Annotated in this window: 11 protein-coding genes; 7 read left to right on the top strand and 4 right to left on the bottom strand. The window is 69.1% G+C overall.

Annotation, left to right across the window (positions count from 1 at the left end):
* Nucleotides 1-58: 58 nt before the first annotated feature.
* Together KY501_RS26175 and xth are read right to left on the bottom strand one after the other, a co-directional pair.
* On the bottom strand, nucleotides 59-1,630 hold the full coding sequence (locus tag KY501_RS26175; RefSeq protein ID WP_224366175.1) for an ATP-binding protein: 1,572 nt from the start codon (nucleotides 1,628-1,630) through the stop codon (nucleotides 59-61).
* Between the two features lie 8 nt (nucleotides 1,631-1,638).
* Nucleotides 1,639-2,409, bottom strand: coding sequence for an exodeoxyribonuclease III (gene xth, locus KY501_RS26170; protein WP_224366174.1), 771 nt, complete (start codon nucleotides 2,407-2,409; stop codon nucleotides 1,639-1,641).
* Nucleotides 2,410-2,549: 140 nt separating this feature from the next.
* On the opposite strand from xth, the gene KY501_RS26165 reads away from it, so the two are divergent.
* The 5 genes from KY501_RS26165 to KY501_RS26145 all read left to right on the top strand — a co-directional run bounded on the left by KY501_RS26165 (nucleotide 2,550) and on the right by KY501_RS26145 (nucleotide 10,710).
* Entirely contained in the window at nucleotides 2,550-3,563 is a 1,014-nt protein-coding gene (locus tag KY501_RS26165) for a tetratricopeptide repeat protein (protein ID WP_224366173.1), read from the top strand.
* 98 nt (nucleotides 3,564-3,661) lie between these two features.
* On the top strand, nucleotides 3,662-6,253 hold the full coding sequence (locus KY501_RS26160; RefSeq protein WP_373691643.1) for a penicillin-binding protein 1A: 2,592 nt from the start codon (nucleotides 3,662-3,664) through the stop codon (nucleotides 6,251-6,253).
* Complete coding sequence (locus KY501_RS26155) at nucleotides 6,250-7,662, top strand: FG-GAP repeat domain-containing protein (RefSeq protein WP_224366171.1); 1,413 nt, start codon at nucleotides 6,250-6,252, stop codon at nucleotides 7,660-7,662. The genes KY501_RS26160 and KY501_RS26155 overlap by 4 nt, the downstream gene beginning before the upstream one ends.
* Nucleotides 7,659-9,047: an ABC transporter substrate-binding protein gene (locus tag KY501_RS26150; protein WP_224366170.1), complete on the top strand. Its 1,389-nt coding sequence runs from the start codon at nucleotides 7,659-7,661 to the stop codon at nucleotides 9,045-9,047. The genes KY501_RS26155 and KY501_RS26150 overlap by 4 nt, the downstream gene beginning before the upstream one ends.
* A gap of 13 nt (nucleotides 9,048-9,060) precedes the next feature.
* On the top strand, nucleotides 9,061-10,710 hold the full coding sequence (locus tag KY501_RS26145) for an ATP-binding protein (protein ID WP_224366169.1): 1,650 nt from the start codon (nucleotides 9,061-9,063) through the stop codon (nucleotides 10,708-10,710).
* A gap of 1 nt (nucleotide 10,711) precedes the next feature.
* Here the strand turns inward: KY501_RS26145 and KY501_RS26140 are convergent, their stop codons facing one another.
* Both KY501_RS26140 and KY501_RS26135 read right to left on the bottom strand, forming a co-directional pair.
* Complete coding sequence (locus KY501_RS26140; RefSeq protein ID WP_224366168.1) at nucleotides 10,712-12,691, bottom strand: MXAN_5187 family protein; 1,980 nt, start codon at nucleotides 12,689-12,691, stop codon at nucleotides 10,712-10,714.
* Between the two features lie 144 nt (nucleotides 12,692-12,835).
* Nucleotides 12,836-13,198, bottom strand: coding sequence for an HPF/RaiA family ribosome-associated protein (locus KY501_RS26135; protein WP_224366167.1), 363 nt, complete (start codon nucleotides 13,196-13,198; stop codon nucleotides 12,836-12,838).
* A gap of 147 nt (nucleotides 13,199-13,345) precedes the next feature.
* Here KY501_RS26135 and KY501_RS26130 point away from each other — a divergent pair, with 147 nt between their 5' ends.
* Together KY501_RS26130 and KY501_RS26125 are read left to right on the top strand one after the other, a co-directional pair.
* Complete coding sequence (locus KY501_RS26130) at nucleotides 13,346-13,714, top strand: response regulator (RefSeq protein ID WP_224366166.1); 369 nt, start codon at nucleotides 13,346-13,348, stop codon at nucleotides 13,712-13,714.
* A gap of 55 nt (nucleotides 13,715-13,769) precedes the next feature.
* The gene (locus KY501_RS26125; protein ID WP_224366165.1) at nucleotides 13,770-14,216 is read left to right on the top strand and encodes a putative signal transducing protein; all 447 of its coding nucleotides are present in this window, start codon (nucleotides 13,770-13,772) and stop codon (nucleotides 14,214-14,216) included.
* Nucleotides 14,217-14,218: the final 2 nt, after the last annotated feature.

Genomic DNA, 14,218 nt, shown 5'->3' with positions numbered 1-14,218 from the left:
CAGCTGAAAGCCCGCTCCCCTGGTACCACCCTTGGCGGCTTCACGAAGCCCCTGCCGCTCAGGCCCGCAGAACGGTCACCTTGCGGCCCGAGGAAGTCTGGGACTCCTCGAAGGAGCCCTGCGGCTTGCCACCCGCCTGCTTCCGGCGATCGAAGATGACAAGTACCCCCTCCTCCAATCCCAAGCGCTCCAGGTAGATCTCCAGCTGTACCAGTCCCTCGGCCAGCGGGTCCGCCTCCTGCTCTCGCCACACCTTCAGCTCCAACGCATGCTGCTGCCACTGTCGTTGGCCCTGCTCCAGGTAGGGCCAGCGCACCAGCAAATCGATGCGTCCTCGGCCTACGCCGTACTCCCGCTCGACGAAGCCCCCGCCGTTCACCACGCGCTGGAGGAAAGCCATGAGCACCAACTGCGGTGCCACCTCGTGGTAGCTGACTCCGGCGGCCAGCACATCGCAGTGCAGCCGCCAGAAGGCCACGAACTCCCGGAGGAACCGCTCGAAGTCCAGCCGACCATCCGGCAGAACGAAGCTCTTGGGTTCAGCCTGGATCTGCAGTTCGACGTCCCCGGCGAGCACCCGCGCAATGACTTCCCGGTAGATGGGATTGGCCACTCGCAACGGGTTGTCCGAAGCGCACAACCCGAGATCCCGGACGTACTGCACGTCGTCCTGGTAGGTGTCGCTGGCCGTAACAGTACCGGCCATCAACGGCTCCAGGACTCGACGTACTCGCGGCTCGTGCAGACGGGCCACCAAGGAGTCCAGGTGCGTGGCGCGTTCGAGAATCAGGCGCTCCTTGGCTCGCTCCACATGATCAATCGTGATGGGCTCGCTCACGGGCACGGCCATCTTCTCGATGATCTCCCGGGCCACCGCATTGACGAGCCATGGCTGGCCTCGCGTCAGCTCGAAGGCGCGCGCCACGGCATCCTCGCTGAAACGCTGACCCGTCTCAGCGGTGTGCTGCGCGTACAGGTCTGCCACTTCGTCCTGGCTGAAGTCACCGAGCCGGAGTGACTCGAGCTTGATGTTGAAGGGGCTGGCGGTGCCGAGCCGCTCGGGGTCTCCGCCGCTGGCGGCCTTGTAGTCCCGCACGTCCCGCAGTCCGCACAGGACGACAGAAGAGGGGAAGGCGTCAGGACGATGGGAGAAACCGGCACGCAATTGGCGCAGCACGCTGATAAGGCTCTGGCCGCGCAGCGCATCGATCTCGTCCAGGAAAAGCACCAGCGGCCGGGGACACACCTGAGCCCAGGCAGAGAGGTTGGTCAGCACCAGCCCTTCATCCCCTTCGAGCTGAAAGGGAGGCGGGCGCAGTTCCGCGGGAAGGTTCAGCTGCGCGAACAGCGCCAACGTGCGCAGGAGGGCTCGCTGCGCCGAGCCATAGTTGTCCCCCGCCGCTTCTCCCTCTTCGCAGGAGAAGTGAAGCGCCGCATAGCGACCGGAATCCGTCAACCGCCTCGCCAGGGCTTGCAGCGCCGTGGTCTTGCCCGTCTGCCGTGGCGCATGCACCACGAAGTATCCCATCTGGTCCACCAGACCGGGCGCCTCGGGCAGCCGACGCTCGGCGGGGATCATGTAGTGCAGGTCCGGCAGACACGGCCCGGCGGTATTGAAGCGGCGAGCCATTCGCTCCGTCAGCTCCGGAATTCGGCCCACACGGGCGCGTGGTCCGAGGGCTGCTTGCCCTTACGCTCCTCGCGATCGATCTCCGCCTTCTCCAACCGCTCCACCAGTGGCGCCGTGGCGAAGATGTGGTCGATGCGCACGCCCTTGTTCTTCGGAAACCCCAGCTCCCGGTAGTCCCACCAGCTGAACTTCTGCTCGGCCGGGTGCAGCTTCCGGAACGTGTCCGTCAGCCCGAACGCGCACAGCCGCTGCAGCGCGTCCCGCTCCCTCAACGTGAACAGCGTCTGCCCCTCCCACAACGCTGGATCCCACACGTCGATGTTCTCGGGCGCCACGTTCCAGTCGCCGCACAGCACCAACGGCTGGCTCGGCTGGTGGCGAGTGTCCAGGTAGCGCCGCAGCCGCGTATACCACTCCAGCTTGTACACGTACGCTGGCGAGTCCACCGCCTGCCCGTTCGGCGCGTACACACTCACCACCCGCACCCCGTTCACCGTCGCCGCCACCACGCGCGCCTGCGGATCCTCCACGTCGTCCGAGATCCCCTGCACCACGTCCTGGGGCTCCGCCTTCGAGAGGATGGCCACGCCGTTGTACGTCTTCTGCCCGTGCAGCGCCGCGTGGTAGCCCAGCTCGCGCACGGCCTCCGTGGGGAAGTCCTTCTCCACGCACTTGAGTTCCTGCAGGCAGAGCACGTCTGGCTGGTGGTTCTTCAGCCAGTTGAGCAAGCGCTCCTGGCGCGCCCGCACCGAGTTCACGTTCCAGGTGGCGATCTTCATCGCGCGGCACCGTCGCACGTCACCCGCGTCCCTTCCACGCTTTTCCCTACCCCCTGCGGCCCTCTGGACACACTTCTCCCCGCTTTCGAGGGAAATCCTCCTGGCACGGGCATCGCAATGAGACCGGGCAGGAGACCGTCATGATGAAGGCCCCTGTGTCCTGCCCCTCGAAGCCCCACCTGACCTCGGCGCTCGTCCCCGCGCTGGTCGCCCTGGCGCTCATCGCCCACCAGGGTCTCCAGGGTTCGTATCCCTCGCGGCTCACTGCGTCCGACACGGCTGTCGAGGTGTCCTCTCCTGTCGAGGCGCTCATCCCCTCCTTCCTCGCCCTGCCCCGCTCGGCGCCCAAGCCGCTCGCACCCCCAGTGGAGGAGCCACCCGTCCCTGCGGATACGCTGCCCCTCGCCCATGGGCACCTGAGCCGCGTGAACCACGGCGTGCGCGCCCGGACGCTGCACGAGTTGGGCGATCTCTCCGGTGCCCTCACCGAGTACCGACGCGCCCTCTACGACAACCCCGAGGATGAAGAGACCCTGAACGCCATTGCCCGCCTGGGACGCCTCACGGGAAAGACGGAGCTCGCCGTGCTCGCCCTCGACCAAATCGGGCGCCTGAATCCGGACGAGGCCTCCCCGCTTGTCCAGCAGGCACGCCTCCTCATCTCCGTGGGCCGCTCCACCGAGGCCATCCGCGTGGGCGAGGTGGCCATCTCGCGAGATCCCGAGGAGCCAGATGCCTATCTGGTGCTCGGGCGTGCGTACATGGCCGCGGGCAACCTCTCCGAGGCCATCCTCCGCTTCCAGCAGGCCGTCCACCTGGCACCCGAGCACGGCTACGCCCTCAACAACCTCGGCCTCGCCTGGCTGCGCGCCAACGAGAATGCCAAGGCCGCCGAGGTGCTCGCCCGCGCCGCCGCCCTGCTGCCCCAGGTGGCCTATGTCCACAACAACCTCGGCGTGGCCTACGAGCGTCTCGGCCGCACCGACGAGGCCCAGGCCGCCTATGCCACCGCCACCCGGCTCTCCCCGCGCTATGTCAAGGCGCGCGTCAACGTGGACCGCATGAACAAGGTGGCAAGCCTCGGTGTCATACCCTCCGAGTCGTCCCAGGGTGATGGGCCCGGGGGGCTGCTCACCGAGGACTCGGGCCAGTAGGGCCCGAAACGGGCGTTGGAGCTGACGGTTCCCGTTGCCCGTACATCGGTCTAACGTGCGTCCCCTTCTCACCGAGCCCCATGACTCCGGCCCGAGCGATGCCCCAACCTCCTGAAGTCCCCTCCACTCCCGAGCCTCCCGCGCCGCCGCTGGCCCCACCGCCCGCGAGCCCAGGCCTCGGTGCCCGCATCTGGAAGTGGGCGAAGCGGCTGCTCATCGTCGGGGCCGTGGGTCTGGTGCTGGCGGTGGCCGCGGGCGTGGGTGCCTACCTCTACTTCAGCCGGGACCTGCCCTCCGTGGAGGCCCTGCGCCACTACCAGCCTCCCCAAGTGACGAAGGTCACCTGCGGTGATGGTTCGCTGTGCGCCGAGTTCTACAAGGAGCGCCGCACGCTCGTGCAGATCGAGGAGCTGCCTCAGCACGTGCGCGACGCGTTCCTCGCCGCCGAGGACGCGGACTTCTACAAGCACGAGGGCCTGGACTTCTTCGGCATCACCCGCGCGGCGCTCAAGAACCTCATCCCCGGCAGCCGCAAGTCCGGCGCATCGACCATCACGCAGCAGGTGGTGAAGAACCTGCTGCTCACTCCCGAGCGCAGCCTGGGCCGGAAGATCCGCGAGTGGATCCTCACTCCGCGTGTGGAGCAGGCGCTCACCAAGGATCAGATCCTCAACCTCTACATCAACCAGATCTACTACGGGCAGCGGCGCTACGGGCTCGAGGAGGCGGCGCTCTACTACTTCGGCAAGCACGCGAAGGACCTGAGCATCGGCGAGGCCGCGGTGCTGGCGGGAACGCCGCAGTCGCCCCATCGCATCAACCCCGAGACGAACATGGTGCGCGCCAAGGCGCGCCAGCGCTACGTGCTGGGCCAGCTGATCCAGCACGGCTTCCTCCCCAAGGAGAAGGTGGAGCCGGAGTTGGACAAGCCCATCGCCCTGGCGCCTCGGCCCCCGCCCCCTGTGGGCGCGTATTACGCCGAGGAGATCCGCCGCACCCTCATCGAGCGCTACGGCGAGGAGGCGGTGCTCGAGGGCGGCCTGCGCGTGGAGATCGCCATGGTGCCCAAGCTGCAGGCCACAGCGGAGGAGTCGGTGCGCAACGGCCTGGAGGCGTTGGATCGGCGCCAGGGCTATCGCGGCCCGCTGGGGACGATGGAAGCCGGCCGCTTCGAGCGCCTCAAGGGCCTCATCGCCCATCGCATCGAGGAGGCGGGCCGGCGGCAGAAGGATTCGGAGTACGTGGCGGACCTGGCTCCGCTGGCCAAGGTGAGCCCGGAGCCCAAGCCCACCGACGAGGACGAGGGCGCGGAGGAGCAACGTCCGGAACTCACTCCCGAGGGCGAGGCACCTCCGTCCCCCGAGGAGGCCCTGGTGGGCTCCGTGCCGCTCCGCCCGCTGAAGGAGGGCTTACGGCTGGCCGGCTATGTCACCTCGGTGGACGACAAGAAGGGGATCGCCCGGGTGGATCTCGTGGGCCGCACCGCGGAACTCTCCTTCCCCACCGTGAAGTGGGCGCGGCAGAAGGGCAAGAGCGCCCCGTCGAGCATCTCGGACGTGTTCGAGGTGGGCCAGTTGGTGCGCGTGCGCGTCCTCAAGGCCCTGCCTGCTCCGGCCAACATCGAGGCCACGCTCGATCAAATCCCCGTCGTGCAGGGCGGACTGGTGGTCATCAACCCGGCCAACCGGAACGTGGTGGCCCTGGTGGGTGGCTATGACTTCGAACGCTCGCCCTTCAACCGCGCCACCCAGGCCCATCGGCAGCCAGGTTCGTCCTTCAAGCCCTTCCTCTATGCCGCCGCGCTGGGCAGCGGCCGCTTCACGCCGCTGAGCACGGTGAACGACGCGCCCGAGGCCGTCCGCGACCCGTACACGGGCAAGCAGTGGAAGCCGAAGAACTTCGACGGCAAGTTCGAGGGCCCCATGACGCTGCGCACGGCCCTGACCAAGTCCAAGAACACCGTCTCCGTGCGCCTGATCGAGGCCATCACCCCCGCCGCGGCCATCGACTATGCGAAGCGCGCGGGCATCCATTCGCCGATGCCGGAGAACCTGACGCTGGCGCTCGGCACCGGTGAGGTGACGATGCTCGAGGCCGTCAATGCCTATGCAACGCTCCAGTCCCTGGGGCGCTATGCCGAGCCGCTCCTGCTGCTGCGCGTCCAGACCGCCCAGGGCAAGGTGCTGGAGGAGCACACCCCTGCCTTCGAAGAGACGCTGCCCCCGGCGGTGGCCTACCTCGCCGTCACGATGATGCGCGCCGTGGTGGAGGAGGGCACGGCCACCGCGGTGAAGGAGCTGAACCGCCCCGCAGCGGGCAAGACGGGCACCACCAACGAGTCGAAGGACACCTGGTTCTCCGGCTTCACCATGGACTGGGTCGCCAGCGCCTGGGTGGGCTTCGATGATGCCACGCCCCTGGGCAGCTCAGAGACGGGTGGCCGTGCCGCCCTGCCCATCTGGTTGGACTTCATGCGCGTGGCGCACCAGGGCCTGCCCGTGCGCGACTTCGAGGTGCCGCCCGGCATCGTCCAGGTGCGCATCGATCCGGCCACTGGCCTGCTCGCCGGCAACTCCATGCCCGGACGGCTCGAGCCCTTTCTCGAGGGCACCCAGCCCACCGCCGAGGCCCCACCCGTGGGGACCGTGGACACGAGCAACTTCTTCCTCGACGACGGCAAGCGGAGATGACAGTGCGCCGAGCCTTCGCCACGCTCCTGGTGTCCACGCTCGCCTTCGCCGCCGAGCCTCCAGTTGCTCCGGCCGGCACGAAGGCCGCTGCTCCGGCCAGTTCGAGCGCATCCACTCCCGCGGGACCACCGTCCATCGAACAGCTCGTCCAGTTCGTGGCCGAGGACGTGCTCGCGCTCAAGCCCGAGCCTCCCATCGCACTGCACCTGAGCAGCCCGGCTCCTGAGTTGCAGCGCGCGTTCGGGACGGTGCTGGCCTCACGGCTCGCCGCCGAGGAGATGGGTCCCGTCGTGCTGAATGCCCCCTCTCCCGAGGCCGCCGAAACCCTCGCCCGGGAGCGCGGGGCTCGCTCGCTCGTGCGCATCACAGTCTCCGTGCAGGGTGGAGAGGTGAGTGCCCGGGGCGATGTGCTGGGCACCTGGGTGAACTTCTGGTCCGGGGACACCCCGAGCCGTCCCACCACACCGGCTGCCGCGCTGGCTCGATCGGTGGAGGCGGATTCCGGAGCACTGGCTCTCGCCGCCATCTCGCCGCTCACGTCCGCCTCGTCCCCGATGGCCGTAGCGAGCGGGCCACGCGCCGTGCGCCTCATGGGCGCGGTGATGATCCACCTCGAGCAGGCTCCTGCCGCCCTGGCCGCAGGCGATCTGGATGGGGATGGCAAGGATGAGGTGATCGTCCTCACCGAGCGAGCCGTCTCCGTCTTCGCCGACGACGGGCGCCTCCTGGCGCAGCGGGACTTCGACAGCCTCCCGCCAAGCGCGACTCCACCCCGCGAACCCTTCGGCACCGTGGCCATCATCCCCCAGCCCGCGCGCATCGCGGCCTGGTCCGCCCGCTACTCGCATGGCGAGGTGCTCGTGTTCGACAAGCCCAAGGGTGCCCTGCGTCCCCTCGGCCCGCTCGACTCAGCCCCGCTGGGCGCCAACGAGCGCGGCACCTTCACCCAGGGACAGACCACGTTCATCGCCGAGGTGCGGCTCGGAGAGGGGCGGATCCTCAATGTCCCCGCGCCCTTCACCACCGCGAGCATGGTCCCTCCGCGCATGCTCTTCGTTCACCTGGATGGCTCGGCCTCGCTGTATCCGCGCCCTACTGCCCCGCCTATTCGCATCCAGGGCCTCGGCGCCGGGAGCACCCTCGGAGATCTCGACGGGGATGGGACGCCGGAGCTGATCACCACCTCGCCTCAAGTGTTCCCCGTCCCGGACGTGGTGCGCGTCTTCCCGCTCGCCGGAGACGATCCCACCACCCACGGAGTGCTCTGGCAGAGCGCCCTTCCCCCAGGCCGAGCCCTCCAGGTGGTCACCGCCGATCTGGACGGGGACAAGCATCGCGAGGTGCTGGTGGGGCTCGCGCTCCCGGACGGCTCCGGTGAAGTCTTCCTCATGCGCCAGGGTGCGCCATGACGCTCCGACACGCTCTCGCCTGCCTCCTCCTGCTCTGCGCCACCTCCGCGCTCGCGGCCGGCCGCGTCCCCTATGGGGGCGAATTGCGCCTGGCCCACACGGGCTCCTCCGAGCCCCTCGGCGATCCCACCCTCGCGGACTCGCCGGTGCGCGCCACGCTCTTCAGCCTGCAATCCCGCTCCGTGTGCCGGCTGGACCCCAGCGGCGCCCCTCGCCTCAGCTTTGCCCGCGAAGTGTCCCGGCCCGTGGGCCAGACGGTGCGCATCACCCTGCCCTCGCTCGCGATGACCTCCACGCTGGTCCGCGCGTGGACGCGATTCACCGGTCCCGAGGCGCCCAGTCCCTACCGCGCGCTGCTGTTCCCCGTGCAGACGGAGGGCCGGCAGCTCTCCTCCAACGGCACCACCTTGGAGCTGCCCCTGTCCTTCCCGTGGCCGGACATGGAGCGCGCGCTGTGCCACCCCGCGCTCGCCGTGCCACTCCCCACCACCGCGCTCTCGCAAGGGCCGTTTGCCGCCACTGCCGCGCCGGGGCGGCTCGAGGCCCGAATCGGCTACCCCGAGGGGCGGCCCTACCTGGATCGCCTCACGCTCACCGCGACGGATGAACGCGGACTCGCGCGGATGTGGGCCATGAATCCCAGGGAGGTGCAGCTGGAGCTGGGTGTGATTCCGGATTCCGGAAGCCTCACCGGTGTGGCCCTCTACGCCACCTACCTCACCTTCTCGCCGCGCCGAGTGCCCGCGGACTTCCGACAGGCTTTCGAGAGCGCCATTGATCGCGAGGATCTCACCCGCCTCTTCGTCCGTGCGCCGGCCGTGCCCATGCCGTACCTGCTGCCGCCCGCGTTGCTGTCCCAAGCGCCCAAGCCTCGTCCGAGCGCACCGCCCTCGAGCGGAGGCAGGACGGTGACACTGCTCTACGACGTCACCAATGAGGATCAGCGTGCGGTGGCCGAGCGCATCCAGGTGAAGCTCCACGATCGCGGCTACAAGGTCGCCCTGGAGCCGCAGCCTCGCACCATCCTCCGCTCGCGCTGGGCCAAGGGAGACTTCGATCTGATGCTCCAGTCCCTGCTGCTGCCGCCCGTGCCGGGCCCGGCGCTGGCCGTGGTCCTGGACGCAGCCGGGCGGAAGGATCTGCTCGGCGTGGAGCTACCGCTCATCGGCGGCGTGCCGGATGCGGCCGCGCGAGATGCAAGGGCCCGGGAACGAGCCATGGCACTGGGCCCCTCGGTGCCGATCCTTCCCCTCTATGCACAGGGGCTGGGAGTGCGCGTGGCGCCGGAGCTGGGAGGCCTCATGATGGACGCCCAGGGGCTCCCCGTGCTCGACGGCGTGTACATCCAGCCCACCGAGCCGGCGCCCGCCGCGGCACCCAAGTAAGGAGGCGTCCCCCATGCGATTGAGGACCCGGCTCGCGCTCGCCTTTGCCCTGCTGGCGCTGGTGCCTCTGGCCGTCGTGGTCCCCCTCACCCTCAGCCGCCTGCGCACCACCCTCTCGCGCGAACTCGACGCGCGGATGGAGGGCGCCACCACCTCCGCCCAGGAGGCTTTGGAGCGCTCCGCCGAGCGCGCTCAGCGCGCCATCGAGGAGCTGGTGGATAGCACGGCGATGGAGGACCTGGCTCGGGACGCGCAGGAAGCGCCCACCCGCGTCATCCAGGCCGACACCGCCGAGGGACTGATGAAGAGCCGAGGCCTCACGGTGCTGAGCCTCTTCGATCGCCAGGGCACCACGCTGTCCTCCGGCCATCTGCCGGCGCGCCGAGGCGATCCGGATCCCGAGCTCTTCGCCGTCACCCAGCAGGAGGCCTCCAAGCCCGTGTCGGCGCGAGTGAGCGTGCGAAGCGACGCAGGGCTGCGAGACGTTCCCGCGCTCGTCATCGCCCGCCCGAAGGACTACGGCAACCTGAGGCTGTGGGTGGTGGGTGGGGTGCAGTTGGATGAGGGCCTCGCCCAGCACCTGGCGCGCATCACCCAGGCCCAGGTGTCGCTGCGCTCGGGAGACACGGTGGTTGCCCAGGCGGGCAGTGCGGCTCCGCCCACGGTGGAGCGCGTGATTCCCCTGGGGAACGCGGCCGCGGTGCGGCTCACCTTCAGCCGTGCCGCGGTGCTGGAGGCGGAGCGCGGCGTCACCAACGCCTTCCTCGTACTGGCCGGCTTCGGGCTGGCGTTCGCGATGCTGCTGGGGCTGCTCATGTCCCGCCGCATCACCCGGCCCGTGGAGGCGCTCACCGAGGGTGCTCGCCGCGTGGGGGAAGGAGCCAGGGACGTGCAGGTGACGGCCCAGGCCAGCGGTGAGGTGGCGGAGTTGGTGCGAGCCTTCAATCACATGACCTCCGAGCTGCGCTCCACCACCGAGCGTCTGGTGGCCAGCGAGCGCATCGCCGCGTGGCAGGAGGTCGCGCGCCGGCTGGCGCACGAGATCAAGAACCCCCTCACGCCCATCCAGATGTCGCTGGAGACGCTGCTGGCCGCGCAGAGCGCGCAGGACGCACGCTTCCCCACTCTCTTCCGAGACAGCGCCGCGGTGGTGCTGGAGGAGGTGGATCGACTGCGGAGGATCGTCGACGAGTTCAGTCGCTTCGCGCGGCTGCCCAAGCCGCAGCTGGCGCCGGTGGATCTGGGAGAGCTGGCGCAGAGCGTGCTGTCCCTCTACGCCACGCCGCCGGAGGGCATCACGCTGCTGCCCACGCTGCAGACGGGCGTGGTGGCGCGCGCGGACCGCGACCAGCTCACGCAGGTGCTGGTGAACCTGGTGAAGAACGCGGAGGAGGCCATGAAGGACAAGGGTGGCTCCGTGCGCGTGCGGGTGAAGGGCACGGAGACGGACGCCATCGTGGAGGTGGAGGATACCGGCCCGGGGATTCCTCCCGAGCACCGAGCCCGCATCTTCGAGCCCTACTTCACCACCAAGGAGGGAGGCACCGGCCTGGGGCTGGCCATCGCCGCGCGAATCCTCCAGGAGCACGGCGGCAAGCTGGAGGTGGGCGGAGAGCCGGGCGAGGGCGCACGCTTCAGCGTGGTGCTGCCTCGCGCCCTCTGACTCAGTCCTTGACGGGCGTGGCCTTGAGGGCGGCCTTGCCCTCCTTCACGTAGACCTGGAACTTCACCGTCCGGCACGCGTACTTCTGGACGAGCTGCTCCTTGTTCTTGCGCAGCTTCTGCACGAACTTGTCGTACGTGAGCCCGTCGGACGGCTCGCTGCACTTCTCGCGGGTGATGACGAACTCCCGGAACACTTCCTGGAAGTGGAACTCCTCCTCGGAGAAGGCGTCCCCGCTGTTGCCCAGGAACTGCTGGTAATTCGCGCCCGGAAGCGGGATGGCCTGCTGGGCCGAATCGTTCCACGGCACCGGAGCCACCGCGGGAGCAGGAACCGGAGCCGGCGTCGGGTATGGCGCGGGCAACGGCAGCTCCTGGGTCGGAGGACGAGCGGCGGCCTGGAGCAGCTCGCGCGGAATGGCGGCCACGCGCGTCGTCTCCGGGCTGTCCATCGCGACCGCTGCAGCGTACGGATCCGCGGCCTGCTGGAGCGAGTACGCCGCCGTAGGGAGCTCCTCGAAGTGGAACGCACCCGCCCGAGCCGTCGCCGTAGCCACTCCATTGCCCCCTGGCGGAGGCTGCGCCTGACTCGGATCGGAGTCGAACGGCATCGGCGCGGAGCCATAAGGCTGCCCAGCGTATGGATCCGCCTCTTGCGGAGCAAACGGATCCGCGGCCTGTCCGGCATAGGCCTGCGCCTCATAAGGCTGCGGCTGCGATTGCGGCGGAGGGGGGAACGCGAAGGGAGCTGGCGTGGGCGTCGGCGCCACAGCCGCAGGCGCGTCATACGCCGAGGGTGGCGGAGCAAACGGGAAGTCGTTCCCAGGCACGGCCGTGGCCGCACCCGTCAGCTCGAGCCCCGGATGCGTGGCCGGAGGAGGCTCGGCGGGAGCGGCGGCGTACTGCGGATGCGGGGCCGGAGCCTGCGGCGGAGCCATGTTCGCCATCGCGCTCCCGAGTCCCAGCGTGTCGCCCGAGGACTCGGACTCCGAGTCGTCCTTGCGCTTGCTGGAGCCCATGAGCGCCGTCCACACCAGGCTCAGGCCCAGCAGGCCCGCCAGGCCGAAGAGCGCATTGCGCTGATACGCCGCGAGCGTCCCCATCAGCTTCGTGCCGGTCAGGGCCACCACCTCATAGGGAGTGCCCTCCAGGGCGCGGCGGGTGCCCACCACGAGCGGAGCCTGGCCACCGAGGTAGTCCTTGCCGGTGGTGAGCACCGGCAACTGCACGGGGCCCAGCGCCTCCACCTTCCCGCTCTGCACGGCCACCGCAGGCCCACCCACCTTGAGCGTGCCGAAGGACTTCTCGAGCAACGGCTTCTCAGCGCCACCACTGGCCGCCAGCGCATCTCCCTTCACCAGCCCGAGCGCGCTCACTCCCGAAGCCTTCACCGCGTTGTCCAGGGAGCCTTCAGGCAGCAGCGGCACGCCCACCACCAGCGTCGCGCTCAGCTGCGTCTCCAGCTTCTCCGCGCCCGGGATGCGAACGAACTTCCACCCCAGCGGCACGGAGGCGAAGGCATGTGGCGCGCCAAAGGCATCCACCACCGAGGAAGCCTCCGCCTGGCTCAGCGCCTTGATGTCCAGCGCCTCCGCGTTCGACGAGGGCTCCTCACCGGGGCGCGCGTACCAGGCACCGCCCTCGGTCACCACGCCGATCACCACGCCCGGCAGCTCCTTGGGCAGCAGCGCCTCCGCGGCAGCCCGCACCGGCGCAAAGCGCTCGGCTGTCACCGGCTCCGAGCCACTCAGCTCCTGCGTGGCGGTGACGAGCTCGGCGCTGGTAGCAAGCTTCAGTGCCAGCGCACGAGCGATGCCTCGGTTCGCCTCCAGTGTGCGCACCACCTCCGCAGTGCCAGCGGCAGCCTGGGCCTGCGCATCCTCGATGGCGCGCGCTCCCATCGGCTTCGACAGGAGGAGGAGGTGAGCCAGCCCCAGGCCGATGGCCAGGAGTGCGAAAATGAGGAACTTGACGCGAACCATCGCCGTCCTTTGGCCCTGGTAGGTAAGGGTTCCCGCTTATAGCGTTCACCGCTCCGAGCCAGCAAGAATCGACGACGGCTCTACCCCAGGGCCCGGGCGTCCCGCCAACGGCCTGGATGCCCGAGCCCCCGGTTGCTCGCTCTACTAGTAGGGAGCCGCGTCCGAGGCCACATCCTGCGACAGCCCCTGGTTCGACACGTCTCGCCGCCGCTCCAGCGTCCGCTTCAACGCGTTCTCCATGCGATCACGCGATGCATCAATCGCCTGATGCAGTGTCTCGGACGTCTCCGTGACGTGGATGGCCGACAGGCCCGGCAGCCGCACCGTCACGCGGCACTCCTTGTCCACACCACCCTTGGGGCCGTTGATGTCCACCAGCGAGATGTCGATCTCCGACGCCTCCTGGTCGTCACACAGCCGCTCGATGTGGTCCACCAGGTGCTCCTGCACATATGCCTTCAGCCCATCCGACAGGGACAGATGCACGCCCCGCATCAACACCTTCATGTGATCACCTCCGGTCTTGAAGATGAGCAGCCTTGCTCTGGCTGGTGAGGGGGACATTCCCTGCTCCCTTGCTTCCCTTCCAAGCAACGGAGTGAGCTTCCCCGCCGTACCGGACGTTCCGCGCACTCACATGGGTTGCTCAGTCGCATGGGCACTGGGACGGACCGCATCAGGGTGTTGCTGGTCGAGGACGATGGCGACAGCCGGGAGCTCCTGGCGGAGATCCTGGAGGTCGACTTCGAGGTGAGCACGGCGGGGGATGGGCTTTCGGGCCTGGCGGCTTTCGAAGCGGATCATCCAGACGTCGTCGTCACGGACGAGTCACTGCCAGGCCTGTGTGGCACGGCGCTCGCCCAACGGGTGAAGGAGCTGTCTCCCGAGGCCCGTGTCATCCTCGTCTCCGGCTACGCACAGGTGGAGGGCTCGGAGCACTGTGACGTGGTGCTGCGCAAGCCCATCGACGTGGACCGACTGTCCGCTGCCGTGGAAAGTCTCGGGGAGTCCGCGCGCCACTGACCCCCCCGTGCTAATTTCGAGGGCAGGCCCCAGTATGTGGGGGAGGGAGGGAGCGATGAAATACTGCGTCGAGTGCGGCTCGGAGTACCAGGACCACGTGACGGAGTGTGCCGACTGTCCCGGGAGCCAGCTGGTGGATGCGGAGACCATGCGCCAGCGCCGGCTCCCCCTGCCGCATGAGCGGGACACCCGGGAGTTCATCCGTGTGGGCACCGCCGAGGATCCGCTCACCGCGGAAGACTACGTCCGACTGTTGGAGGCCGAACACATCCCCGTCTTCTCGCGGCCGCGCCGCGGGGGCACGGTGGACGTGCTGACTACGGGAAATCCCCACCCCTGGTGGGAGATCCTCGTGCCCGAAGATCAGGTGCAGAAGGCCACCGAGTTGCTGGCTCGCGAGAAGGCGCAGCTGGATGCCACGGCCGAAGAGGCCGCGCAGGCCGCCGAGGAAGAGGAGCGCGAGACGGAGAACGCCGTCAGCGCTCCAGGCACGGCCACCTGAGC

The organism is Hyalangium versicolor (assembly GCF_020103695.1).
GTDB classification, from domain to species: domain Bacteria; phylum Myxococcota; class Myxococcia; order Myxococcales; family Myxococcaceae; genus Hyalangium; species Hyalangium versicolor.
Note: the sequence above shows the minus strand (reverse complement) of the source record. Positions and strands in the feature narration are given on the sequence as shown.